This is a genomic window from Rhodanobacter aciditrophus (assembly GCF_042679525.1).
Taxonomy (GTDB): domain Bacteria; phylum Pseudomonadota; class Gammaproteobacteria; order Pseudomonadales; family Marinomonadaceae; genus Marinomonas; species Marinomonas aciditrophus.
Genome location: NZ_JBHTMN010000009.1, coordinates 22,293 through 45,909, shown reverse-complemented (window position 1 = coordinate 45,909; position 23,617 = coordinate 22,293). Strand labels below are relative to the sequence as shown.

The 23,617-nt window shown below is 47.3% G+C and carries 22 protein-coding genes; 12 read left to right on the top strand and 10 right to left on the bottom strand.

Translation table 11 applies throughout. The features are described from left to right. Positions 1-39: 39 nt before the first annotated feature. From gpmI to ACFQ45_RS08145, 9 genes are all read left to right on the top strand, one after another. Positions 40-1,569: a 2,3-bisphosphoglycerate-independent phosphoglycerate mutase gene (gene gpmI / locus ACFQ45_RS08185; protein WP_377366530.1), complete on the top strand. Its 1,530-nt coding sequence runs from the start codon at positions 40-42 to the stop codon at positions 1,567-1,569. Positions 1,570-1,584: 15 nt separating this feature from the next. Next, positions 1,585-2,718: a murein hydrolase activator EnvC family protein gene (locus tag ACFQ45_RS08180; protein ID WP_377366528.1), complete on the top strand. Its 1,134-nt coding sequence runs from the start codon at positions 1,585-1,587 to the stop codon at positions 2,716-2,718. Between the two features lie 28 nt (positions 2,719-2,746). Then, positions 2,747-4,024: a S41 family peptidase gene (locus tag ACFQ45_RS08175; protein ID WP_377366526.1), complete on the top strand. Its 1,278-nt coding sequence runs from the start codon at positions 2,747-2,749 to the stop codon at positions 4,022-4,024. Then, positions 4,025-4,984 (top strand): divergent polysaccharide deacetylase family protein, encoded by a 960-nt coding sequence (locus ACFQ45_RS08170; protein ID WP_377366525.1) that lies wholly within the window; start codon positions 4,025-4,027, stop codon positions 4,982-4,984. A 438-nt stretch (positions 4,985-5,422) separates the two neighbouring features. Beyond that, positions 5,423-6,538: a branched-chain amino acid ABC transporter substrate-binding protein gene (locus ACFQ45_RS08165; protein ID WP_377366524.1), complete on the top strand. Its 1,116-nt coding sequence runs from the start codon at positions 5,423-5,425 to the stop codon at positions 6,536-6,538. Positions 6,539-6,620: 82 nt separating this feature from the next. Next, positions 6,621-7,532 carry an ABC transporter permease subunit gene (locus ACFQ45_RS08160; protein ID WP_377366522.1) on the top strand — a complete coding sequence of 304 codons (912 nt, stop codon included), beginning with the start codon at positions 6,621-6,623 and terminating at the stop codon, positions 7,530-7,532. Beyond that, positions 7,532-8,809 carry a high-affinity branched-chain amino acid ABC transporter permease LivM gene (livM, locus tag ACFQ45_RS08155; RefSeq protein ID WP_377366520.1) on the top strand — a complete coding sequence of 426 codons (1,278 nt, stop codon included), beginning with the start codon at positions 7,532-7,534 and terminating at the stop codon, positions 8,807-8,809. Before ACFQ45_RS08160 ends, livM begins: the two co-directional genes overlap by 1 nt. After that, the gene (locus ACFQ45_RS08150) at positions 8,806-9,687 is read left to right on the top strand and encodes an ABC transporter ATP-binding protein (protein ID WP_377366518.1); all 882 of its coding nucleotides are present in this window, start codon (positions 8,806-8,808) and stop codon (positions 9,685-9,687) included. Before livM ends, ACFQ45_RS08150 begins: the two co-directional genes overlap by 4 nt. Continuing rightward, positions 9,684-10,397, top strand: coding sequence for an ABC transporter ATP-binding protein (locus tag ACFQ45_RS08145; protein ID WP_452600450.1), 714 nt, complete (start codon positions 9,684-9,686; stop codon positions 10,395-10,397). Before ACFQ45_RS08150 ends, ACFQ45_RS08145 begins: the two co-directional genes overlap by 4 nt. 61 nt (positions 10,398-10,458) lie before the next feature. On the opposite strand, the gene ACFQ45_RS08140 is transcribed toward ACFQ45_RS08145, so the two are convergent. From ACFQ45_RS08140 to glnA, 5 genes are all read right to left on the bottom strand, one after another. Further along, positions 10,459-11,016, bottom strand: coding sequence for an L-threonylcarbamoyladenylate synthase (locus tag ACFQ45_RS08140; protein ID WP_377366516.1), 558 nt, complete (start codon positions 11,014-11,016; stop codon positions 10,459-10,461). A gap of 84 nt (positions 11,017-11,100) precedes the next feature. Further along, positions 11,101-11,481 carry a DUF3461 family protein gene (locus tag ACFQ45_RS08135; RefSeq protein ID WP_377366514.1) on the bottom strand — a complete coding sequence of 127 codons (381 nt, stop codon included), beginning with the start codon at positions 11,479-11,481 and terminating at the stop codon, positions 11,101-11,103. 159 nt (positions 11,482-11,640) lie between these two features. Continuing rightward, on the bottom strand, positions 11,641-13,065 hold the full coding sequence (ntrC, locus tag ACFQ45_RS08130) for a nitrogen regulation protein NR(I) (RefSeq protein WP_377366512.1): 1,425 nt from the start codon (positions 13,063-13,065) through the stop codon (positions 11,641-11,643). Between the two features lie 9 nt (positions 13,066-13,074). Further along, positions 13,075-14,145 (bottom strand): nitrogen regulation protein NR(II), encoded by a 1,071-nt coding sequence (gene glnL, locus ACFQ45_RS08125; protein WP_377366510.1) that lies wholly within the window; start codon positions 14,143-14,145, stop codon positions 13,075-13,077. Between the two features lie 261 nt (positions 14,146-14,406). After that, positions 14,407-15,813 carry a glutamate--ammonia ligase gene (gene glnA, locus ACFQ45_RS08120; RefSeq protein ID WP_377366509.1) on the bottom strand — a complete coding sequence of 469 codons (1,407 nt, stop codon included), beginning with the start codon at positions 15,811-15,813 and terminating at the stop codon, positions 14,407-14,409. A gap of 331 nt (positions 15,814-16,144) precedes the next feature. Between glnA and thiI the strand changes: the two genes are divergently transcribed. The 3 genes from thiI (at position 16,145) to dtd (ending at position 20,191) form a co-directional block, all read left to right on the top strand. Then, positions 16,145-17,596: a tRNA uracil 4-sulfurtransferase ThiI gene (thiI, locus tag ACFQ45_RS08115; RefSeq protein ID WP_377366508.1), complete on the top strand. Its 1,452-nt coding sequence runs from the start codon at positions 16,145-16,147 to the stop codon at positions 17,594-17,596. 243 nt (positions 17,597-17,839) lie between these two features. Next, a complete protein-coding gene (gene typA, locus ACFQ45_RS08110) occupies positions 17,840-19,651 on the top strand; it encodes a translational GTPase TypA (protein ID WP_377366784.1) in 1,812 nt (603 codons plus the stop codon). A 105-nt stretch (positions 19,652-19,756) separates the two neighbouring features. Beyond that, entirely contained in the window at positions 19,757-20,191 is a 435-nt protein-coding gene (dtd, locus tag ACFQ45_RS08105; protein ID WP_377366507.1) for a D-aminoacyl-tRNA deacylase, read from the top strand. A 59-nt stretch (positions 20,192-20,250) separates the two neighbouring features. Here the strand turns inward: dtd and tatC are convergent, their stop codons facing one another. The 5 genes from tatC to ubiB are packed head-to-tail and all read right to left on the bottom strand — an operon-like array spanning position 20,251 to position 23,615. Then, positions 20,251-21,009 carry a twin-arginine translocase subunit TatC gene (gene tatC / locus ACFQ45_RS08100; protein ID WP_377366506.1) on the bottom strand — a complete coding sequence of 253 codons (759 nt, stop codon included), beginning with the start codon at positions 21,007-21,009 and terminating at the stop codon, positions 20,251-20,253. Between the two features lie 20 nt (positions 21,010-21,029). After that, positions 21,030-21,392: a Sec-independent protein translocase protein TatB gene (gene tatB / locus ACFQ45_RS08095; protein ID WP_377366505.1), complete on the bottom strand. Its 363-nt coding sequence runs from the start codon at positions 21,390-21,392 to the stop codon at positions 21,030-21,032. A 3-nt stretch (positions 21,393-21,395) separates the two neighbouring features. Next, positions 21,396-21,611: a Sec-independent protein translocase subunit TatA gene (gene tatA, locus ACFQ45_RS08090; protein ID WP_377366504.1), complete on the bottom strand. Its 216-nt coding sequence runs from the start codon at positions 21,609-21,611 to the stop codon at positions 21,396-21,398. 11 nt (positions 21,612-21,622) lie between these two features. Next, a complete protein-coding gene (locus ACFQ45_RS08085; protein WP_377366503.1) occupies positions 21,623-21,955 on the bottom strand; it encodes a phosphoribosyl-ATP diphosphatase in 333 nt (110 codons plus the stop codon). A gap of 16 nt (positions 21,956-21,971) precedes the next feature. Then, positions 21,972-23,615: a ubiquinone biosynthesis regulatory protein kinase UbiB gene (gene ubiB / locus ACFQ45_RS08080; protein ID WP_377366502.1), complete on the bottom strand. Its 1,644-nt coding sequence runs from the start codon at positions 23,613-23,615 to the stop codon at positions 21,972-21,974. Between the last annotated feature and the right edge of the window lie 2 nt (positions 23,616-23,617).

Sequence of the window (23,617 nt, the reverse complement as noted above, 5' to 3'; positions counted from 1 at the left end):
TCAAATGTAATCGTCAATTACTCATCGGGATTGGTACACATGAATAAGAAAACAACGGCACTGTTTATTCTGGATGGCTGGGGATACAGCGAAACCTCTACTTCTAACGCGATCGCAGCCGCAAACACTCCGAATTGGGACAAACTGTGGGGCAATCGCCCACATACTCTGATTAAAACCTCTGGTATGGCCGTTGGATTACCAGACGGGCAAATGGGTAACTCAGAAGTAGGTCACATGAACCTTGGCGCAGGCCGAGTGGTGTACCAAAACTTTACCCGTATCGGGAAAGCCATTGAAGACGGTAGCTTTTTTGAAAATGACGCCTTAGTAAGCGCGGTAGACAAAGCGGTGGCGGCGGGTAAAGCCGTACACATACTAGGGCTTCTATCGCCAGGTGGCGTTCACAGTCACCACGAACAAATTATGGCAATGTGTGAATTGGCAGCCCGTAAAGGTGCCAAAGCTGTCTATGTCCATGGCTTCACTGATGGCCGCGACACACCGCCACGCTCCGCACAAGATCCTATTGCAGAGCTTGAAGCTAAGTTAGCAGAGCTTGGCGTAGGACGTATCGCGTCTTTGACTGGTCGTTACTATGCTATGGATCGTGATAGCCGTTGGGATCGTGTCGAGCAAGCCTACAATGTCATTGTCGACGGTGCTTCTGAGTACCAAGCGGATTCCGCTAAAGCGGCCATTGAGGCGGCTTACGACCGTGATGAAAACGACGAATTCGTTAAAGCGACTGCCATTGGTGAGGCAGTGAGTGTAGAAGATGGCGATGCTGTGATCTTTGCTAACTTCCGCCCTGACCGTGCTCGTCAACTGACTCGCGCCTTCACTGACGCTGACTTTGATGGTTTTGCTCGCAAGTCCACGCCAGCCTTGGCGAGCTTTGTAACCTTCACGGAATTTGCGTCCGACATCAAAGCGGATGTGGCTTACCCACCTGTTGCCCTAAGTAATACGCTGGGCGAAGTCTTGTCTAAGACTGGCAAAAAGCAACTGCGTATCGCAGAAACGGAAAAATACGCCCACGTTACCTTCTTCTTCAATGGTGGTGAAGAGGCCGTATTTGATGGTGAAGAGCGTGAATTGATTCCTTCACCAGATGTGGCAACCTACGACCTTAAACCAGAAATGAGTGCGCCTGAAGTCACGGACAAACTGGTGGAAGTAATCGAAGCGGGTAAGTACGACACCATCATTTGTAACTTCGCTAACGGTGACATGGTGGGGCACAGTGGTATCTTTGAAGCTGCGGTGGCAGCAGTAGAGGCCGTGGATGCTTGTCTAGGTCGTATCTTGGCTGCTCTGGAAGTGAACGGTGGCCAGTGCTTGATTACAGCGGACCATGGTAACGTAGAACAAATGTTGAGCGACGATGGCTCCCAGCCACTGACTTCACATACATTGGAACCTGTGCCGCTGGTACTTGTCTCACCTAATGCTGACCTCGCTCTGCAAGAAGGTGCACTGTGTGACATTGCTCCGACCCTACTGGATATGATGGGCATGGATAAACCAGAAGAGATGACCGGCCACAGCCTACTTATTCGTCAATAATGTAAGGAAATCCTAATGGGATTGAAGACCTGCTTATTGATGCTAAGCCTCCTGCTGACCAGCTTTGCCTGGTCGGCAGCGCCGCAAACACCGGAGGAGGCGCGCCAACAGATTCAAGCGTTGCAAAAAGATCTGGCCAAGTTAAATGATTGGCTTAAGGATTTGAAAGACGAGCGCTCCAGTGTTGAGAAGCAACTGGAAAGCAAAGAGCAATCGATTCAAGACCTGTCGAAACAGATCCAAGAGCTGCAACAAAGCTTGGAAAAGGGCGCTGCTCAACTGAAAACGTTGCAATCCCAGCAACGTAGTTTGCAGCTTAGCATCCAACAACAGCATGAACAGATAGCCGCCCAACTCAGGGCGGTTTATCGTTCTGGTGATGATGATGGTCTGAAATACCTACTCAATGATCGGCCCACGGATGAATCCATGCGTCTGATCCACTACAACCGCTATTTTTCTAATGCCCGTCAGTCCCTTGTTAATGGCTTTTCGGCGGAAGCAAACGATCTTAACTTGATTGAAAAAAGCATCCGCAGCCAGCGGGCGCAAATGGTTCAAGAGCAAGCGGATTTAAAAAAGCGACAGTCTCGGGTCACCGAAGAGCAAGCCCAGCGTAAAAAATTACTTGCGAAAATTGAAACCGATTTGAATTCTGGTGATCGAAAGGCGGCACAGCTCAAAAAAAACGAAGCGCAAATGCAGGCATTGCTAAAACAGCTTGAGCAAGCCCTTGCAGACATACAGATTCCTGACCAAGACACGCCTTTTGGAACGCAAAAAGGAAAGTTGATCAAACCACTTAACGTGTTGAAGCGCTTACCGGATAATTCCCAAATCAACTTGGGAGGTGTGGCGCTAGCGGCCCGTGATGGGGAGTCAGTCAGAGCGACCTACCATGGCAGAGTGGTTTTCGCTGATTGGATGCGTGGTTTCGGCTTTTTAATGATTATAGATCATGGTGACGGCTACATGTCGCTTTATGGCTATAACCAAAGCTTACTCAAAGAAGTAGGTGAGTGGGTCAGCGCCAATGATGTGATTGCCACAGCAGGCAGTTCTGGCGGGCGCTCTGAAACGAGCTTGTTTTTTTCAATTCGTCATGATGGCGAGCCTTTATCTCCATTAAGTTGGGTGCGTACGGGTTAATATTCCGCTCCAAAATAAGGAAAAGTATATGTTAGGTTTCAAGCGATCTCTTATCGCAGTGGGAATGAGTCTCGCATTATCGGGGGCTGTTTGGGCAGCTGACGAAGGGGCGACGAAAAAGACAATACCTCTAGAAGAGATTCAAACCTTCGTGGAAACCTTTGAAACCATCAGTGCTGGCTATGTGGAAGAAATGGATGATCAAACCATTTTGAACAAAGCGTTAAAGGGCATGGTGTCTTCTCTTGATCCCCATTCTGAGTTTTTGACTAAAGAAGAAGTGGCCGACTTTGATGAACAAACGTCTGGCAACTACGCGGGTATTGGCGTGCAAGTGGAGATGGTAGAGGGCAAATTAACCGTCGTCGCTCCTATCGATGGCTCCCCAGCTGCAGAAGGGGGAATCAAAGCCGGTGACGTGATCATACGCATCGACAATCAGCTGGTTTCTGGTATGAGCCTGCAAGAAATCGTGACCCTAATGCGAGGCAAAAAGGGGACAACGGTCGTACTGGATGTTGAGCGAGATGACGAAATTACTCAATTCGAGTTAAAGCGTGATGAGATCAAAGACAGCAGTGTCACCACTGAGTGGCTTGGTAACGACATTGCCTACGCTCGTATTAGCCAGTTTTTGGGTAACTCAGCGGAAGAGTTCCGGGATGAAATGGTTGCTCTGCAAAAGCAGCGCCCTATTAAAGGCCTGATTTTAGATTTACGAAATAACCCTGGTGGCGTCCTACAAAGTGCCGTGTCTATTGTAGACAGCTTTATCGATGAGGGATTAATTGTTTATACCGATGGGCGTCACGATTTTTCAAAGTCCGAGTTTAATGCGACCAAAGAAGGCACCCTGCTGCCTAAAGCGCCATTAGTGGTGCTGGTTAACGAGGGCTCGGCATCCGCTTCAGAAGTTGTGGCGGGGGCGATACAAGACCATAAGCGTGGCATGGTAATGGGGATGGAAACCTTTGGGAAAGGCTCTGTTCAGACAGTAGTGCCCTTGTCTAATGGCGCGGCTGTCAAACTCACCACAGCACTGTACTACACGCCAAATGGTCGCTCTATTCAGGCTCAGGGCATCTTACCTGATATGGTGATTCCACAGGCGAAAGTAAGTGTCGAAACAGGACGCTTCTTTATCAAAGAAGCGGAACTCAAAGGGCATTTGGGAAATGGTACCGGTGGAAAAGAACGCACCAGCTCCGATGTGGATAATACGCTTAATGAGCTAGCCACGTCTGATTTCCAATTGTTCCAAGCATTCTCTGTATTACAAAGTGCTCAGCAGTTTATGGCTCGTTAAATGAAATTGAGTGAGACCTTAGGAGTCGTTAAAAAGACTCTGCTTGTTTTTGCCTTGCTGTGGGGATCTTTCGGCTGGGCGTTAGTCGGTGATTCTGATGTGGTGAAAGGGCAAGAGGCGAGCGTGCTTTTTCCTGTGTTGGATCGCTCTAAGCCTGCCCATGATCACCTCTTTCCCATCTTGATGCCGGTAGAAAAGTCGAAACCCGAGTGGCCTCCGCTTTTTAAACAGCCTGATTCCCCAATGTTGGACGATTCCAAAAGCGACATGGCATTGGGGAACATCTCGGCAATGGATTTTCTGCCAGCGCCTCCCAAGATTTCTGTAATCATTGATGATGTGGGCTATAACCGCCGAGGGATGGAGGAAAGCCTTGCTCTGCCGCTCCCAGTGGTGCTGGCCATATTGCCAATGACTCCCTATGCCAATCAAGCGGCAGAAGCGGCTAAAAAGCAGCAACGAGTGACCATCTTGCATGCACCAATGGAAAACCAGCGTGAGTTGAAACTGGGCCCCGGAGGACTATATGTCAACATGGATGAGGCGGCGTTTAAAAAAGTATTGAATGAAGATCTAGATAGCGTGCCTTGGGTTCAAGGGGTCAATAACCACATGGGAAGCTTGTTGACGACCCATAGGGCCTCCATGGAATGGGTAATGGATGTGATGGCGAAGCGGTCTTTGTTCTTTGTGGACAGTTTGACGGACGCTAAGAGTGTGGCTCACGTGGTGGCGTCGGAAAGACAGATCAGGACCGTTACACGGGATGTCTTTTTAGACAATGTGAAAACTCAAAGCGCTATTAATAAGCAGTTCGAAATCTTAATCAAGAAAGCCCACAAATATGGGGCGGCCGTTGCGATTGGTCACCCTTACCCTGAAACCATGCATTACCTTCATGAGCGTCTTGCCCAGCCTTTATCAGTGCAATTGGTCTCGATAAAAGAGCAGTTACATTAGGGTTGATCCACAGCCAGATTTTTTTGATAAAAAACCGTAGTTTTTTGATAGGAATTTGGCTGTCGCTTCCTATATATTAATAATTCTTAAATTCGAATCATTCGTCACCTTGATGACGCTCACCTGGCTATTTTCTCCTCGCACATTTCTGTGCAAATTTAATACTAAAAAGTTTTTTAAGCTATAAAACAAGATAATTCTAGTGCTTTATGCTGCCATTATTGTGCCTTATAGAATGTTTGTTGCGCTTATTTTGTGCACTCCTATTGACCACAGATTGAACAGAGATTATTGTTTGAGCCATATTACGGTGCACATTTCTTAAATTGTTTACGTAATGCTTCCTAAATTTACTCACTTTCATGGGTTGAAATTTTTGGAACGCTTCTTGCTTTTTAATTATAACGATAAAACCAAAACGAGTTAGGAGTTCAGAACATGTCTAAAGCAGTTGTTAGAAAAACGCTTGTTTCATTGGCAGTAGCTGGTGCAGCAACTTTGGCTCAAGCGGATGTAGTAATTGGTGTAGCAGGTCCTCATACTGGTGCGTACGCAGCATTCGGTGAGCAGCTATGGCGTGGTGCTGAGAAGGCTGCCATGGACATCAATGCTAAAGGTGGTATCAATGGCGAAATGATCAAGCTTGTTAAAGCAGATGACGCCTGTGAACCAAAGCAAGCCGTTTCTATTGCTAACCGTCTAGTGGACTCCGACGAAGCTGTCGCGGTTGTCGGCCACTTCTGTTCTTCTTCTTCCATTCCAGCTTCTGCAATCTACGACGAAGCGGGTGTGCTAATGGTCACACCGGCATCTACTAACCCAGCATTGACTGATCGTGGTCTACCAAGTGTCTTCCGCGTATGTGGTCGTGATGACCAGCAAGGTGATGTGGCGGCAAGCTACATCGTGGGTGAGCTAGGTGCGAAACGTGTTGCCATCATTCACGACAAAGATACCTACGGTAAAGGTCTGGCTGATGCCATGAAGGCGACGATGAACGCCTACGGTCTAGATGAAGTGCTATACGAAGGTCTAACCCGTGGTGAGAAAGACTTTAACGCTCTAGTAACTAAGATTCGTTCAGTAGATGCTGACGTGGTTTACTTCGGTGGTTTGCACTCTGAGGCGGGTCCATTGGTTCGCCAAATGCGTGAGCAAGGCTTAACGGCGAAGTTCATTTCTGGTGACGGTATCGTATCTGACGAATTTGTATCGGTTGCTGGTTCTCCAGAATACGTTGATGGCGTATTGATGACATTTGGTGCAGATCCAACCTCTTACCCAGCAGGTAAAGCGGTAGTGGAACAATACCGTGCTGAAGGTATTGAGCCAGAAGGTTATGTCATGTACTCCTACACTGCGATGCAGGTGGTTGCAGCGGCCCTAGAAGCAAGTGATCTTGACCCAATCGCAGCATCTGACTGGTTGCATTCCAACAAAATTGAAACGGTTATGGGAACCAAGCAATTTGACGACAAGGGTGATTTGCTAGTGTCTGACTACGTCATGTACGAGTGGGATGCGAACGGTAAATACTCAATGCTAGACAATTAATACCCTTAGTTGATGAAAAATAGGGAGGCATTATCTCGCCTCCCTTACTCCCCCTGTTTTAAATTCCCCAGAGGTTTTTTTGATGGATATCGTTCTCCAGCAGTTAGTAAACGGCTTAACACTTGGTTCCGTTTACGGGCTCATCGCGATCGGTTACACCATGGTATACGGCATTATTGGGATGATTAACTTCGCCCATGGTGATGTCTACATGGTTTCTAGTTACCTAACGGCTATCGCTATTGCCCTTCTTTCTTTTTTCGGTTTGGAGTCTTTCCCAATCATCATTTTCGGTACGCTGATTTTCACCATTGTGGTGACAGGTGCTTATGGTTGGGTTATTGAACGAGTTGCTTACCGTCCTCTTCGTAACTCTAGCCGCTTAGCTGTATTAATCTCTGCGATTGGTATGTCTCTTATTCTGCAAAACTATGTTCAGATCGCCCAAGGTGCTCGTCAGCAAGGTGTTCCTACCATGCTAACTGGTGCGATTCGTATCGATGTAGGGGATGGTTTTGTTCAGCTGACTTACATGAAGCTGTTTATTTTGTGTGCTGCGTTTTTGGGTATGGGGGTGCTTACCTATATCATTCAGAAAACCAAGCTAGGCCGTATGTGTCGTGCGACACAGCAAGATCGTAAAATGGCGTCCATTCTGGGTATCAACACAGATCGCATCATTTCTTCTGTATTTGTGATCGGTGCTGCCATGGCTGCTCTGGCTGGGGTATTGATTACCCTTGATTACGGTGCATTCGATTTCTATGTGGGATTCATCATTGGTATTAAGGCATTTACCGCAGCGGTATTGGGCGGTATAGGATCTTTGCCGGGCGCTATGCTTGGTGGGGTTATTCTTGGTTTGTCCGAAGCCTTGTTTGCTGGTTTGATTTCGTCTGATTACAAAGACGTTTTCTCTTTCTCTTTGTTGGTGATCATCTTGATCTTCCGTCCAAGTGGCTTGCTTGGTAAACCTGAAGTGGAGAAAGTGTAATGAGCCAACAAACGTCAGGAATTAATATTGGAGCAGCCATTAAAGACACGCTGATTGCAGGTCTTTTGGCGTTGATCGTATTTGGTCCGGTCGTTGGTGTCTTGTTGGATGGTTACGAGTTTAACTTCCAAGGCGCTGATGTGGCATGGATCATTGCTGTGGTCATGGCAGGGCGTTTTGCTGTGTCATTATTTGCTCAATCTGAATTTGGTGCCGCTTTCCTTTATCGCCAGTCCACCAAAGATGATGGGGTTGTGGTCACGGCTCCGGATTACAAGAGCAAGATGCGCTTTATCATCCCTGTAGTGATTGTAGTGGGCTTGTTGGTGCCATTCATTGCCTCTAAGTATGTTTTGACAGTGGTGATCCTAGGTTTGATTTACGTCTTATTGGGGCTAGGTCTAAACATTGTGGTGGGGCTTGCGGGTCTATTGGACTTAGGCTTCGTGGGGTTTTATGCCATTGGTGCTTATGGTTTGGCGCTAGGTTATGAAAATCTAGGGTTAGGCTTTTGGTCTATGTTACCGCTGGCAGCCATCATGGCCGCCATTGCTGGGGCCATACTTGGCTTCCCTGTGTTGCGGATGCATGGTGACTACTTGGCCATTGTAACCTTGGGCTTTGGTGAGATTATCCGTTTGGTATTAACCAACTGGACTGAGTTTACCCATGGTCCAAACGGTGTCTCTGCGCCGCTACCTACCTTGTTTGGTCTTGAGTTTACCCGCCGTTCCCGAGAGGGGACACCATTCCATGAATTCTTCGGTTTGCCTTACGATTCCGCTTACAAATATATCTTTATTTATTTGGTGTTGTTCTTGGTTTGTTTGGCTGTCTTGTACGTTAAGCACCGTTTAACTCGCATGCCTATTGGCCGTGCTTGGGAAGCTTTGCGTGAAGACGAGATTGCATGTCGTTCGTTGGGCTTAAACCACGTACTAGTGAAATTGTCTGCTTTCATGCTAGGTGCTTCTACGGGTGGTCTTGCTGGGGTGTTTTTTGCAACGTACCAAGGGTTTGTTAATCCCTCGTCGTTCACCTTCTTTGAGTCAGCGTTGATTCTAGCGATCGTGGTATTGGGGGGTATGGGCTCGACCGTTGGCGTCGTTATTGCGGCGTTCGTTCTCACCGTTTTGCCTGAAATGCTTCGTGAATTCGCTGATTACCGTGTGTTGATGTTTGGTTGCTTGATGGTAATCATGATGATTTGGAAACCTCGCGGTTTGGTTCGTGTAACGCGAACAGGTTTTGCTACGAGAAAGGGAGCAGTTAAATGAGCCAAGAAAACATTCTAAAAGTAGAAAACTTGGTGATGCACTTTGGTGGTATTAAGGCGTTGAATGACGTGACCTTTGATATCAAGCGCGGCTCTGTTTCTGCTCTTATTGGTCCTAACGGTGCAGGTAAGACAACAGTATTTAACTGTCTTACGGGGTTCTATAAGGCAACTGGCGGTAGCATCATGCTAAATGCTGGGGGGAAAGAGACCAGTGTGGTGAAAGTGTTGGGCCAGAAATTTTCTGGGGCAGATTTTACCTCCCCAGCAAAATTGTATGAGCGTATCAAATACAAGATGTTTGGTGGCTCTCACTTAGTTAACCGTGCGGGCTTGGCGCGTACCTTCCAAAACATCCGCTTATTTAAAGAAATGTCGGTGGTTGAAAACCTGCTAGTGGCCCAGCATATGCGTGCCAATCGCAGCATGATTGCCGGGATTCTTAATACGCCAGGGTTTAAAAAATCTGAAGAAGAGGCCCTTCAGCGAGCTTTTTATTGGCTGGAAGTGGTGCACTTGACTGAGTTTGCTAACCGCTTGGCGGGTGAGTTGTCTTACGGCCAGCAGCGTCGTTTAGAAATTGCTCGTGCTATGTGTACCAATCCTGAGCTTATTTGCTTGGATGAGCCAGCAGCAGGTTTGAACCCTTCTGAGACGGAAGCCCTAGCGGCTATGATTCGAGTCCTTCGAGATGAGCATAATACGACTGTGCTGTTGATCGAGCATGATATGGGGATGGTAATGAATATCTCCGATTACATTGTGGTGTTGGATCATGGGGAAGTGATTGCAAAAGGCGGCCCAGATGATATCAAGTCGAATCCTAAGGTGATCGCGGCATATCTCGGTGCGGAAGAAGGTGAAGAGGTGACACTATGACAACCTTGTTAGAATTTAAGGATGTTGATGTCCACTACGGACCCATCCAAGCCTTGAAAAAGGTCAGTCTTGATGTGAAAGAGGGTGAGATTGCTACCATGATTGGCTCCAATGGTGCGGGTAAATCCACACTATTGATGTCGATTTTTGGACAGCCTCGTATTTCCAGTGGTCAGATCATTTATCGTGGTGAAGACATCTCTGATAAATCGGCTCACTACGTGGCATCCAATGGTTTGGCACAATCGCCAGAAGGTCGTCGTATCTTCCCTGGTATGTCCGTGGAGGAGAACCTGCTAATGGGGACGATTCCAATTGGTATGGAGCACTGTGACGAAGACATGCAGCGTATGTTTGAGTTATTTCCTCGTCTAAAAGAGCGCCGTAACCAACGGGCATCGACCATGTCCGGTGGTGAGCAGCAAATGTTGGCCATTGCGCGTGCTTTGATGAGCCGTCCTAAGTTATTGCTTCTAGATGAGCCAAGCTTAGGTTTGGCGCCTATCATTGTGAAACAGATTTTTAAAATCCTAGAGGATGTGGCCAGTACAGGAATGACCATTTTCTTGGTGGAGCAGAACGCCAACCATGCATTGAAGTTGGCCGATCGAGGTTATGTCATGGTGAACGGAGAGATTCGTCTTACGGGTACCGGTGAAGAACTCTTGGTGAACCCTGAGGTGCGCGAGGCGTATCTGGGTGGTCATTGATCATAATCCATGATTTAGGGTTAAAAAGCCGAGACGTGTCTCGGCTTTTTTGTGCATGGCGTTAGGCTCGGAATTGCTGTCCGGTCATTAAGTCGAGTACCTGTGAAGGCTTGCTTGCTTGGCCTAGGGGTTGATCAAAAATTGCATCAAGTTTATCGCTGAAGTAAGCGATCACTTTCTCTTTAGATATTGCTGGTTCGAGTCCGGCAGGGTTAGCAGAAGTAGAAACAATAGCCCCTTGATAGGCATGACAGAGCGCTTGAACGGGCTCGTGTTGACTGAGTCTGATGGCGACGCTAGGGTGCTGACCGCGAACCCAAGCAGGGGTGATTTGAGTGTCTGGCACAACCCAAGAGGTTGGACGTTCTGTCTTAGCAATAAGACGGGCAAACTGTTCAGCGGGCAACATATATTGCCAAGGTGTTAATTGGCTTTCATGACCCGTAATAAGGATTAGGCCCTTTTCCATTGGGCGAGACTTTAGGGTCAGAATTTGTTGAACTGCTTGCTCGTTAAAGGGGTCACAACCTAATCCCCATACGGCTTCAGTCGGGTAAGCAACTACGCCACCTTGGCGGATAATGTCAGCAATTTCGGAGGCGTTAGAAGAGATAAGCATATTGGGCTCCGTCAAAAAATATCTGCGGAGTGTAATGCTTTGGATGAAAAACGGCCATAGTTGTCTATGGCCGTGATTGAGAAATTAAGACAGTTTCTCGATTTTTTCTTTAAGCTCAGCCACTTTATTAGCAACAACACGCTCAAGATGATCCAATTCTTTGATTAGATCTTCTTTGGTTAGCTTGTCTTCGAACTCTTGGCCAAGTAGGCGGCCAAGTTCGTCTACAGCGCGCAGTACGACCAAAGATGGTTCGCTGACTTCGCGGTATTGTTGTAAGCCGCCATCAGCAAGTACGGTGCGAGTAGCGCGACCGAATTTGAATTTCTTGCTTTTTGGTAGCAATGAGCCTTTTTCACGACGGTAATAGATCTTCAAAACATCGAAACCACCTTCGTAACGCAGGGTGTATTTCTCGATATTTTCAAAACTGTTGATTCCCATCGACTCAAGAGTAGGGTACATGTGAAGGTCCTTGTGTATTTATGCCTAAATCAAAGGGTATTTTTAGGGGATCATTAGGATAAACGCAAGAGATTTTGTATAAAACTTCATCAAATTGCACAAAGCCCAACAGATTCTTCTGTTGGGCTTGCGTTAGGTCAATGGAAATAACGGGAAGGGTTAATCGTCCATATCTGCATTGTCTATGCCGAGCTCTTTGATCTTACGGGTGAGGGTATTGCGTCCCCAACCGAGTAGTAGAGAGGCATCCCGACGACGACCGGCTGTATGGGTGAGGGCGGTTTCGATCATGATGCGTTCAAACTTCGGCACCGCTTGTTCCAAGATGCCTTTTTGGCCGCTTGCTAAGGCACTGTCCACCCAGTTTTTCAGAGCATCTTCCCAAGAACCAAATGGGCGTTCGGATGGTGTGGTGTTCAACAGTTCTGGTGGTAAGTCCTCAATGAGTACTTCGCGGCCAGAAGCCATGACGATCAACCAGCGACAGGTATTTTCAAGCTGACGTACGTTACCAGGCCAATCTAATCGGCTTAGGTAGTTTTCAGTGTCCTTGGTTAGGATCTTTGGTTCTACTGCCAGTTCTTCTGCCGCTCGGCTTAGGAAATGTCGAGCTAATTTCGGGATGTCTTCACGGCGCTCCGCAAGTTTAGGCAAATGAATGCGGATGACATTTAGACGGTGAAATAAATCCTCACGGAAGGAGCCTTTTTCAACCAGACCTTCTAGGTTTTGGTGGGTGGCAGCAATGATACGTACATCTACTTTCACTGGGGTGTGGCCGCCCACGCGGTAGAATTCCCCGTCGGCTAATACTCGTAGCAAACGAGTTTGGGTTTCTGCTGGCATATCACCGATTTCGTCTAGGAAAAGCGTACCGCCATTTGCCTGTTCAAACCGTCCGCGGCGCTGGGTGTTGGCCCCTGTAAATGCGCCTTTTTCGTGACCAAACAGTTCTGACTCGATTAGGTCATGGGGGATGGCTGCCATGTTTAGGGCGATAAAGGGGTTAGCTGCTCGTGGACTATGGCGGTGCAGTGCTTGCGCTACCAGTTCCTTACCAGTACCTGATTCTCCGTTAATTAATACGGTGATATTGGAATTTGCTAAGCGACCGATGGCACGAAAGACTTCTTGCATGGCTGGGGCTTCGCCAATAATTTCTGTCTGTGCAAGGGGTTCAATGTCTTCGGTGGTTGCTTCTGGTTTAGACTTATTGTGGTGCAGGATTGCGCGCTTAATAAGGCTTACGGCTTCTTCCACATCAAAAGGCTTAGGTAGGTATTCGAAGGCACCTCCCTGATAGGACGCCACGGCACTCTCTAAATCTGAATGGGCCGTCATGATGATCACCGGGATATAAGGGTGATCTTCTTGCAATTTGTTGAGCAGAGTGAGGCCGTCCATGCCTGGCATACGAATATCACTGATGATGACAGTAGGTTGCTCTTTGCCGATCATGTTTGCTAGAGCATCGGCAGAGTCAAACAGGCGGCACTGAATGCCTTCTTGCTCGAGGGTTTTCTCTAGTACCCAGCGGATAGACCGATCATCATCTACGATCCAGACAGTTTCTTGTTGTGACATGTGTTCCTCCTAGCCTGCTACCGTTTTTTCGATCGGTATAAGGATATTAAATTCAGTGAGCTGTGGCTGACTTTTGCACTCTATTATTCCGTGGTGTTGGTGGACAACGGATTGCGCAATGGATAGACCAAGGCCTGTACCATCCGCGCGTCCACTTACCATTGGGTAGAAGAGTGTTTTCATAATGTTATCTGGGATACCAGGACCGTTATCCACAATGCTGATACGGCATACCAAGCGGTGACGTTTAGCGCCAATGGTGAATTGACGCAGGGTGCGAGTAGAGACGGTAATGTGCTTATCTTGGTTGTCTTCCTGGTTTAATAGGGCTTGCATAGCGTTACGCATGACATTTAGCACGGCTTGAATAAGCTGGGCTTCGTCACCGACTAAATCAGGAATGCTGGGGTCGTAATCGCGAGTTAAGGTGATTTGGCCTTCTGATTCGACAGAGATCAGTTGGTTAACGCGCTCGGTTACCCGGTGAATATTGAGTGGACGGTATTGGGGCAGTTGTCTTGGCCCCAGTAGACGATCAACAAGATCTCTAAGGCGGTCCGATTCTTCAATGATGACTTGGGTGTAGTCTTTAAGGCCTTCGTCGTTAAATACACGACTGATAAGTTGTGCTGCACCGCGAATGCCACCAAGAGGGTTTTTTATCTCATGGGCCAAACCGCGAATAAGTTCTTTGCTGGTCTGATGGTTGGCGATGAGCTCATCTTCTTGGGATATGCGCTTCATGCGATCTCGAGGATGGAGCTCTATCAGTAAACTATCCGTTAGATTCAGGGCACCCATGACAGGTGTCACGTTGTAATCGCAAAGTACCGTTTTGCCTGTGGTCAGGGTGATTTCCGCTTCACGTTTGGTAAAGGCATGTCCTGATTCTATTGCATTTAATAGGGCTTCACGGCTCTCGTTGTTTTCGAAAAAAGCGGCGGCCAGGTCCTGGCCATAGATTCTACGGCGGCTTACTTCCAGCATCATTTCTGCAGACGGATTAAGGTACTCAATACATAGCTCACGATTGAGCTGTAGTACGGCAGTGGATAAATGGTCTATCAGTAAACTGTACACTTTGAGTGTGCCTCTTTGTTATTTCGCCCGTAAGCTGATGTCTTCCAGGCCGAAGGTATTATGGGGGATCGGCTGGATTTCTATGTATTGCAAAATACGAACCAACATTGGGCGTTTTTAATGCCTTATGTTTTCTATGTTTTATAAGCAGTAAATGGTCTCGCGTGTTCTGTTTTGGTGCAACTATTTTGGGGTGCGTGAAATGGGGGCAAAAAAAAGCCCCAACTGAGGTCGGGGCTTTTCGATTAACTTAAGCGAGTATTAAACGCTGTAGTAAAGTTCGAACTCAACTGGGTGAGTTGTCATGTTTACGCGCTCAACTTCTTCAGACTTAAGAGCGATGTAAGCATCGATCATGTCGTCAGAGAATACGCCACCTTCTGTTAGGAAAGAGCGGTCATCGCTTAGGCACTGAAGCGCTTCTTCAAGGCTACCAGCAACTGTTGGGATCAATTTACCTTCTTCTGGTGGAAGATCGTAAAGGTCTTTGTCAGCAGCATCGCCAGGGTGGATCTTGTTCTTGATACCGTCGATACCAGCCATCAGCATTGCTGCGAAACATAGGTATGGGTTAGCGGTTGGATCCGCGAAACGTGCTTCGATACGCTTGCCTTTAGGAGACGCAACGTATGGGATACGGATAGAAGCTGAACGGTTACGTGCAGAGTAAGCAAGCATAACTGGCGCTTCGAAACCTGGTACAAGACGCTTGTAAGAGTTAGTAGAAGCGTTCGCGAAAGCGTTGATAGCTTTAGCGTGCTTGATGATACCGCCGATGTAGTAAAGGGCCATATCAGATAGACCAGCGTATTTGTCACCTGCGAATTGGTTTTCGCCGTCTTTCCAGAAAGACTGGTGAACGTGCATGCCAGAACCGTTATCACCAACGATCGGCTTAGGCATGAAAGTAGCTGTTTTACCGTATGCGTGAGCAACGTTGTGTACGCAGTACTTCATTACCTGAACTTCGTCAGCTTTCTTAACTAGAGTGTTGAATTTAACACCGATTTCGTTTTGACCAGCAGTCGCAACTTCGTGGTGGTGTACTTCAACTTCTTGGCCCATTGCTTCGATAGCAGAACACATTGCAGTACGGATTTCGTGGTGAGAATCCACTGGTGGTACTGGGAAGTAGCCGCCTTTAACGCGTGGACGGTGGCCTGTGTTGCCGCCTTCGAAAGACTTGTTAGAAGACCAAGCTGCTTCTTCAGAGTTGATTTGAACGCCACAGCCAGACATGTCTGCGTGCCATTTTACGTCGTCAAAGATGAAGAATTCTGGCTCAGGACCGAAGAATGCTGTGTCGCCTAGACCAGTAGACTTAAGGAATTCTTCCGCGCGAAGTGCAACAGAACGTGGGTCACGGTCGTAACCTTGCATTGTTGCAGGCTCGATGATGTTACAACGGATGATAACGGTTGCATCTTCTGTGAAAGGGTCAAGAAGAGAAGTGTCATCTTGTGGCATCATGATCATGTCAGACTCGTTGATACCTTTCCAACCAGCGATAGAAGAACCATCAAACATTTGACCTGTTTCGAAGAATTCTTCGTCTACGCTTGAGGCAGGAATGGTTACGTGCTGTTCTTTACCTTTGAAGTCTGTAAAGCGAAGGTCTGCCCACTTTACGTCGTGTTCAGCAATCAAACTAAGAGTCTTGTTTGACATAATGGTTCTCCAGTGTTGTTTATTCGAAATTGCTTTCGGAACTTATACTGCTTCAATATGAAGCGTAATTGCCGTAATTGAAAGCACAAGCTGTGCCAGAATTTTGGGCGTTGTTAAAAATCTAATAAATTCAAATATTTATATACGCGATTAGTTTTCGGCTTAATAAAACGCACAATAAAAAACCTAGGTAAATAAAAATGCGCTCACTATTGGTGCGCTAATTTGGTGCAGTGGTCCTTATTGGTGCATCTTTTTGGGGTTGGTTTCGTGTGGGATTCCTTTATACTGTGCGCCTTTTAAATCAGACTGTACGAAAAACACACACCTCATGAAATTCATCGTTAAATTTTTCCCTGAAATTACTATCAAAAGCCGCCCAGTCCGCAAGGCCTTTGTCAAACAGCTAAGACACAATATTCGTTTGGTGTTGCGTGAGCATGACGACAACGTGACAGTGGCGGGTAATTGGGACTTCATTGAGGTGTTGTCAGAACGTGATGACCAACGTGATGCCTTCACAGAGTCCTTATCAAACATTGCGGGTATTGCACACTTCCAATATGTGCGTGAGTTTCCCTTAACCGACCTTGATGGCATTGTGGCGGAAGCCGCTGCATCTTACGGTGACGTATTGAAAGATTCGGTGTTTGCGGTGCGTGTGAAACGTGTCGGCAAGCATGACTTCTCTTCAGTGGAAGCTGAGCGTCATGTGGGCGGGTGCCTTAAGGCCCAGTGTGGTGCCCTAGCAGTACGATTGAAAGATCCTGAAGTTTTGGTGCCTATCGATATTCGTGACGACCGTGTCTGGATCATCGAGCAGCGAGTGGAAGGCTTAGGTGGCTACCCTCTCGGTTCACAAGATTCTGTCTTGTCTCTCATTTCAGGTGGTTATGACTCCACGGTGAGTTCTTTCATGACCATGAGTCGTGGATTGAAGACACACTTTTGTTTCTTCAATCTAGGGGGAGATGCTCACGAAATAGGTGTGAAGCAGGTGTCTCACTTCTTGTGGAGCAAGTATGGCTCGAACCTTGGGGTTAAATTCATCACCATTCCATTTGAAGAAGTAGTGGGAGAGATTTTAAATAACGTTGATAACGCCGAAATGGGTGTAGTACTGAAGCGCATGATGTTGCGTGCCGCGTCACAGGTGATGGAAGGTGTCAGTGCGAAGGCTTTGGTGACAGGCGAGAGTATTGCTCAGGTCTCTAGTCAAACCTTGGTGAATTTAAAAGTGATTGATACTGTGACTGATGAGCTGGTATTACGTCCTTTGGTCACTAGCAATAAACAAGAAATCATTGATAAGGCCAAGGAAATCGGTACGGCTCCTTTTGCGGCCAGCATGCCAGAGTTCTGTGGTGTGATTTCTGTGAAGCCAACGACTCGGGCCAAAATGCACCGAGTGGAGCGTGAAGAAGGCAAGTTCGACTTTGATGTGCTGCAACGTGCGGTGGACACCGCGCGTGTTATGTCGATTCAGGATGTTATTAAAGACGTCGATCAGCAGTATCAAGGGGATGTGCCCGTCGTGCGCATGCCTGTTGGTGAGGAAGTGATCGTTGATATTCGCCATCCTGATGAAGCAGAGCGTAAGCCCGTTAAAGTGGCTGGTCGTCCTGTGGTGAATGTGCCTTTCTTTACTTTGGGGACAAAGTGGCCTGAATTGGATCAAGAGAAAGAATACTTACTTTATTGTGGCAAGGGTGTGATGAGCCGTATTCATGCGTCGCATCTTATGTCGAAAGGTTATAAAAACGTTGGGGTGTATTTACCTTAATATTGCGGGGCTCAGTCGATGGTTATTGGCTGAGTCCATGTCATATCCCCTTTTTAATAGCTTAAATGCGCTGATTTTATTTTGCCTTTTTTCGGGAACTTCATAGGAAGTTCATAAATATAAGGGTACAATTGCGCGAATTTTACCCCGAATGATGAATCTAGGCGGCAGTTAGCGTACCGAAGTCCCGCTTGCCGTGTTGCCTCATTCCATGTCGCTAAATGCAGAGAAATTTTAATGTCTATTGATATCAGTAAGTTACGTAACGTCGCCATCATCGCGCACGTTGACCATGGTAAAACAACGCTGGTTGACCAGCTTCTAAGTCAATCAGGTACACTGGACCGTAAAGAAATGGGTTCAGAACGTATCATGGACTCCAACGACCAAGAGAAAGAGCGTGGTATCACCATCCTAGCGAAAAACACCGCTATCAAATGGAATGATTACCGCATCAACATCGTGGACACCCCTGGGCACGCCGATTTCGGTGGTGAAGTAGAGCGTGTAATGTCGATGGTAGACTCTGTTTTGCTATTGGTTGATGCAGTAGACGGCCCGATGCCACAAACTCGTTTTGTAACGTCTAAAGCTTTTGAGCGTGGCCTTAAACCAATTCTTGTTATCAACAAAATTGACCGTCCAGGCTCTCGTCCAGATTGGGTTATGGATCAAGTATTTGATTTGTTTGACTCCCTTGGTGCGACGGAAGAGCAGCTAGACTTCCCTGTGATTTACGCATCGGCACTAAATGGTTTGGCGGGTGATGATCCTGAAGCGCTAGAAGACAGCATGGAACCACTTTACCAAATGATCGTGGACAACGTGCCGGCTCCTGAGGTTGATCCAGAAGCACCGTTCCAAATGCAGGTTTCTGCATTGGATTACGACAGCTACGTAGGGGTTATCGGTATCGGTCGAATCACCCGTGGTACCTTGTCTCCAAACCAACAAGTGATCGTTAAATCACGTGATGGCAAAGAGCGTAAAGGTAAAGTCCTAAATGTTAAGGGCTACCATGGTCTATCCCGTGTGGATACAGACAAAGCGTCTGCAGGTGACATCGTTTGTATTACTGGTATTGATGGTCTGAGTATCTCTGACACGCTATGTAACCCAGATTGCGTTGAAGCATTGCCAGCATTGACGGTTGATGAGCCAACTGTAAGCATGACTTTCATGGTTAATGACTCACCATTCGCTGGTAAAGAAGGTAAATTCGTTACCTCTCGAAACATCAAAGACCGTCTAGACCAAGAGTTGATCCACAACGTGGCACTACGTGTTGTTCAAGGTGATTCACCAGATAAATTCATCGTATCTGGTCGTGGTGAGCTGCACTTGTCTGTATTGATTGAAAACATGCGTCGTGAAGGCTTTGAGCTAGGTGTGTCTCGTCCTGAAGTAGTTCAGAAAGAGATCGATGGCATTATCCAAGAGCCATACGAGCAAGTTGTTATTGACGTTGAAGAGCAGCACCAAGGTTCCATCATGGAAGAGCTTGGTCTACGTAAAGCTGAGCTAACCAACATGGAGCCAGATGGCAAAGGCCGAGTGCGTCTTGAGTTCATCGTGCCTTCTCGTGGTTTGATCGGTTTCCGTGGCTTGTTCCTAACCTTGACGTCTGGTTCTGGTATCATGACAAGTGTCTTCGATCACTATGGTCCAGTGAAAGAAGGTGACATGTCAGGTCGCCAAAATGGCGTATTGATCAGTATGGTGAAAGGTAAAACCTTGTCATACGGTCTGTTTAACCTTCAAGAGCGTGGTCGCCTATTTAAAGGTCACGGTGAAGAAGTATACGAAGGCCAAATCATCGGTATTCACTCTCGTTCAAATGACCTAACGGTTAACCCAACGAAAGCGAAGCAGCTGACCAACGTACGTGCGTCTGGTACAGACGAAGCGTTGACTTTGACGCCACCTATTCGCCACACTCTTGAGCAGGCGTTAGAGTTCATCGAAGATGACGAACTGGTAGAAGTTACGCCAGAAAGCATTCGTCTTCGTAAGAAGCTTTTGACAGAGAACGAACGTAAACGTGCGAGCCGTTAATCTGTAATGAGCAGCAGCAAATAGACCGCAAGGTCTTGAGCGGAATAGAAGCGCCTTAGGGCGCTTTTATTTTGTCTGGTGATTGGAGAGCGGGTAAGGAGAGTTATGAAAGTACTGGTTCAGCGTTCCCTTGCAGCAAGTGTTAAGGTGGACGGAAAGGTAGTGGGTGCCATTGAACATGGGCAAATGGTGCTGGTCGGAATCGAGAAAGGTGATACTGAGGCTGACACCCAGCGCTTGGCAGATAAACTCTTAAAGTACCGAATGTTTAGCGATGAAGACGGTAAGATGAACCTGAATGTCCAGCAGGTCAACGGCGGTGTGTTACTGGTCTCTCAGTTTACCTTAGCTGCAGAGACTAAAAAGGGATTGCGTCCGGGCTTCTCGACGGCAGCCATTCCAGAAGAAGGCGAGCGCCTCTTTAATGACTTTGTCGCCAAGGTTAAGGCTCAATACCCCCATGTGGCAACAGGCCAATTTGGGGCAGACATGAAGGTCGAATTTACCAATGATGGGCCAGTCACCTTTATGTTGGAGTAATAAAAAAGCCAGTCACTGACTGGCTTTTTTTGATATTGCTTCATTCGACATTGCTTAGCTTAAGCTTGGCTTGCTTCGGTTTCTTCTTCGTCTTTTTCAACGGGGACGCTGCGCCCAGCGATTAGACCTATTTCAAACAGTAGCCACATTGGGATGGCAAGCAAGGTTTGAGAAAAAATGTCTGGCGGTGTGATCAACATGCCAATGACAAAACACCCTAGAAACACATAGGGTCGCTTCTTTGATAACGAGGCAACCGTGGTAACCCCTGCTTTGATCAATAGGTAAGTGGCGACTGGAATCTCGAATGTCACACCAAATGCGAAGAACAGCTTCAATACGAAGTTTAAATAGTTGTTGATGTCTGTCATGACTGCTACTTCCCCAGGTCCTACAGAGGTAAAGAAACCAAAGATTAGGGGCAGAACAACAAAGTAAGCGAAGGCCACGCCACAGTAAAACAGCAATACACTGGAAATGAGTAGTGGGATCGCAATGGTTTTTTCTTCTTTATACAGGGCTGGGGCGATAAACGACCAAGCCTGATAAAGGGTATAAGGGATACTGATTAGCACAGATAAAGCAAAGGTCAGCTTTAAGGGAGCCAAGAAGGGCGAGGCGACTTCTGTCGCAATCAAAGAGCTTCCCTCTGGGAGCAGCATACGTAGTGGTTCAGAGATAAACGAATACAGTTCATTGGCAAAGCTGTATAGGCCTGCAAACAGTATCAGAATCACTAAAACGGCTTTGAGTAAGCGGTTTCGCAACTCGATTAGATGAGCAACTAATGGTGCCTGAGAGTGTTCGTCTTGACTCATGAAAACAGTTCCAAATACGCTTATGCGCGAGTTTGAACGTCGTCAGCGGCTTGGCTTGATTGGCTCTTGGTAGCTGCAACGTTTTGCGGAGATGTTGATGATGGTGCTTCGCTGGTCTGTTTCGGTGTTGCAGGGGCTTCCGCTTGTTTTTGGAAGTCTGCTGTCTCGCGCAGGATACGATCGTTGGTTTCTTTGATGGAGCGTTGTAACTCCTCTTGATCCAACTGTGCGTTAATCTCACGCTGAACCGATTGTATGCTTCGGCGAATCTTGCGTACCCAAAGTCCTGCTGTCTTTGCCGCCATAGGTAGGCGTTCAGGCCCTAAAATAATTAGGCCTACGACAAAGACAACCAGTAGTTCAGAAAAGCCAATGTCGAACACAGATTAAGCGCTCTTGTCGTCTTTTTTGGATTCGCCTTCGATGACCTTTGCTTGGCTTTGGCCATCTTTATTCTGCTCTTCGTCGTTATTAACGGCTTCTTTAAAGCCTTTAACTGCGCCGCCAAGATCAGAGCCTAAGCTTTTGAGTTTCTTGGTGCCAAAGATCAATACAAGAATGGCTAAAACGATAAGTAGTTGCCAGATGCTGATGCCGCCCATGTGTGCTACTCCTACTTGGTGCGATTGGCTTTTTCTTCTAAGCCAGATAAGTTAAATCTGCGTGCTAGCTCATCTAGAATATCTTGAGGTTCCAAGTCTAGGTGAGACAGCATGACTAATGTATGGAACCAAAGGTCTGCGGTTTCGTAGATAACGTCTTGTTTGTCTCCAGAGATCACGGCATCTTTCGCTGCGATAATGGTTTCAACGCTTTCTTCTCCCACTTTCTCAAGTATTTTGTTCAGGCCTTTTGCATGGAGGCTAGCAACATAAGATGAGTCAGGGGATGCAGCTTTTCGTTCAGCTAACGTAGTGGCTAATTCAGCCAAAACATCGATTTTCATTATAGTCTCTCAATTGTTACGGTTTTAATACTAGCAGGTAAATACCGGCTATAAACAGTGCTAGGCTCAAAATATCTGCCTGAGCTAAATGCTCTAAGGCAATGCTGTCCGTCGTTAGCCATGCCGCTCCCAAGGATAGAATACCAAGCAGTTTGAAGGGTTGGTTTTTACGGGAGCGTTTCAGTTCCTTATGCAATTGCTGAATCGCTTTAGTTTGCTCTTGCATGCGTTCTTCTTGCTTCGCAACATGAGTCATGGTCGAGAATACAAGGTTTGGTATCTGCGGCAAATGTGCAGCCCAATCAGGGGCTTGTTTTTTCACCTCTTCGAACAGGCGGCGAGGACCCACTTGCTCACTCATCCAGCGCTCTAGGAAGGGTTTAGCCGTTACCCACAGGTCTAGATCTGGGTAAAGCTGGCGACCTAGGCCTTCAATGTTAAGTAGAGTCTTTTCGAGTAATACAAGCTGTGGCTGTACTTCCATGTTGAAGCGTCGTGCCGTCTGAAATAACCCCAGTAGAACTTGCCCGAAAGAAATGTCCTTTAGTGGCTTGGCGAACATGGGTTCACAGACACTGCGAATGGCGGATTCGAACGCATGGACAGGCGTGCCTTTGGGGACCCAGCCACTTTCTACGTGCAGCTCTGCCACCATGCGGTAATCACGCTTAAAAAAGGCCAGTAGGTTGCGGGCGAGGTAATTTTTGTCGGCATCGTCTAGGCTACCCATGATGGCGCAGTCGATGGCGATGTACTTTGGACTTTCTGGGTTCGAAGCGTCCACAAAAATATTGCCAGGGTGCATATCAGCATGGAAGAAGCTGTGGGAAAACACCTGGGTGAAGAAGATCTCCACGCCTCGCTCCGCGAGCACCTTCATATTGACGTTTTTTGCGTTTAGAGCGGCAATATCTGCCACAGGAATCCCAGAAATTCGCTCCATGACCATGACGTTGCGACGGCTATAGTCCCAGTAAATCTGCGGCACATAGAGGAGTTCAGAATCGGTGAAGTTGCGCTGAAGTAAGCCTGTGTTCGCTGCTTCTTTGGCAAGGTCCAGTTCGTCTAAGATGGTGTATTCGTAATCTGTCACCACTTCAACTGGACGCAGTCGGCGGCCATCAGCACTGATCTTGGCGACAAAATGAGCCAAGGTGTAAAGCAGGCCAATGTCTTGGCGGATCGTACGCTCGATCTTAGGACGGATGACCTTTACGACCACCTCTTCACCGGTTTTTAGGCGTGCGGTATGTACTTGCGCAATGGACGCTGAAGCCAGAGGTGTTTTATCAAATTGATCGAAAATGTCATCAACCGAGGCCCCTAGGTCTTTCTCAATGATCTTGGTGGCCAGCTCGCCAGAAAAAGGGGGGACTCGGTCTTGGAGGCGTGCTAATTCGTCCGCCACATCATCGGGTAAGAGATCCCTTCGGGTAGACAGAATTTGCCCGAACTTCACAAAGATAGGGCCTAGTGATTCCAGTGCTAAACGCAGACGCTCCCCGCGATTTTTAAGGGCGCGTTCTCGCCCCACCATAAGGAACAAACCTAGGGTGTATTTAACATACCAAGGCAGCAACTGAAGTGGGATGAAAACGTCTAGGCGATAGCGCAGGACCGTTAGAAAGATTCGAATAGAACGAGTAGCGCTTTTCCACATGG

Bases quoted from the DNA above. Each gene is read 5' to 3' on its own strand.
- gpmI (WP_377366530.1), top strand. From the start codon at position 40: ATGAATAAGAAAACAACGGCACTGTTTATTCTGGATGGCTGGGGATAC.
- ACFQ45_RS08180 (WP_377366528.1), top strand. From the start codon at position 1,585: ATGGGATTGAAGACCTGCTTATTGATGCTAAGCCTCCTGCTGACCAGC.
- ACFQ45_RS08175 (WP_377366526.1), top strand. From the start codon at position 2,747: ATGTTAGGTTTCAAGCGATCTCTTATCGCAGTGGGAATGAGTCTCGCA.
- ACFQ45_RS08170 (WP_377366525.1), top strand. From the start codon at position 4,025: ATGAAATTGAGTGAGACCTTAGGAGTCGTTAAAAAGACTCTGCTTGTT.
- ACFQ45_RS08165 (WP_377366524.1), top strand. From the start codon at position 5,423: ATGTCTAAAGCAGTTGTTAGAAAAACGCTTGTTTCATTGGCAGTAGCT.
- ACFQ45_RS08160 (WP_377366522.1), top strand. From the start codon at position 6,621: ATGGATATCGTTCTCCAGCAGTTAGTAAACGGCTTAACACTTGGTTCC.
- livM (WP_377366520.1), top strand. From the start codon at position 7,532: ATGAGCCAACAAACGTCAGGAATTAATATTGGAGCAGCCATTAAAGAC.
- ACFQ45_RS08150 (WP_377366518.1), top strand. From the start codon at position 8,806: ATGAGCCAAGAAAACATTCTAAAAGTAGAAAACTTGGTGATGCACTTT.
- ACFQ45_RS08145 (WP_452600450.1), top strand. From the start codon at position 9,684: ATGACAACCTTGTTAGAATTTAAGGATGTTGATGTCCACTACGGACCC.
- ACFQ45_RS08140 (WP_377366516.1), bottom strand. From the start codon at position 11,016: ATGCTTATCTCTTCTAACGCCTCCGAAATTGCTGACATTATCCGCCAA.
- ACFQ45_RS08135 (WP_377366514.1), bottom strand. From the start codon at position 11,481: ATGTACCCTACTCTTGAGTCGATGGGAATCAACAGTTTTGAAAATATC.
- ntrC (WP_377366512.1), bottom strand. From the start codon at position 13,065: ATGTCACAACAAGAAACTGTCTGGATCGTAGATGATGATCGGTCTATC.
- glnA (WP_377366509.1), bottom strand. From the start codon at position 15,813: ATGTCAAACAAGACTCTTAGTTTGATTGCTGAACACGACGTAAAGTGG.
- thiI (WP_377366508.1), top strand. From the start codon at position 16,145: ATGAAATTCATCGTTAAATTTTTCCCTGAAATTACTATCAAAAGCCGC.
- dtd (WP_377366507.1), top strand. From the start codon at position 19,757: ATGAAAGTACTGGTTCAGCGTTCCCTTGCAGCAAGTGTTAAGGTGGAC.
- tatC (WP_377366506.1), bottom strand. From the start codon at position 21,009: ATGAGTCAAGACGAACACTCTCAGGCACCATTAGTTGCTCATCTAATC.
- tatA (WP_377366504.1), bottom strand. From the start codon at position 21,611: ATGGGCGGCATCAGCATCTGGCAACTACTTATCGTTTTAGCCATTCTT.
- ACFQ45_RS08085 (WP_377366503.1), bottom strand. From the start codon at position 21,955: ATGAAAATCGATGTTTTGGCTGAATTAGCCACTACGTTAGCTGAACGA.
- ubiB (WP_377366502.1), bottom strand. From the start codon at position 23,615: ATGTGGAAAAGCGCTACTCGTTCTATTCGAATCTTTCTAACGGTCCTG.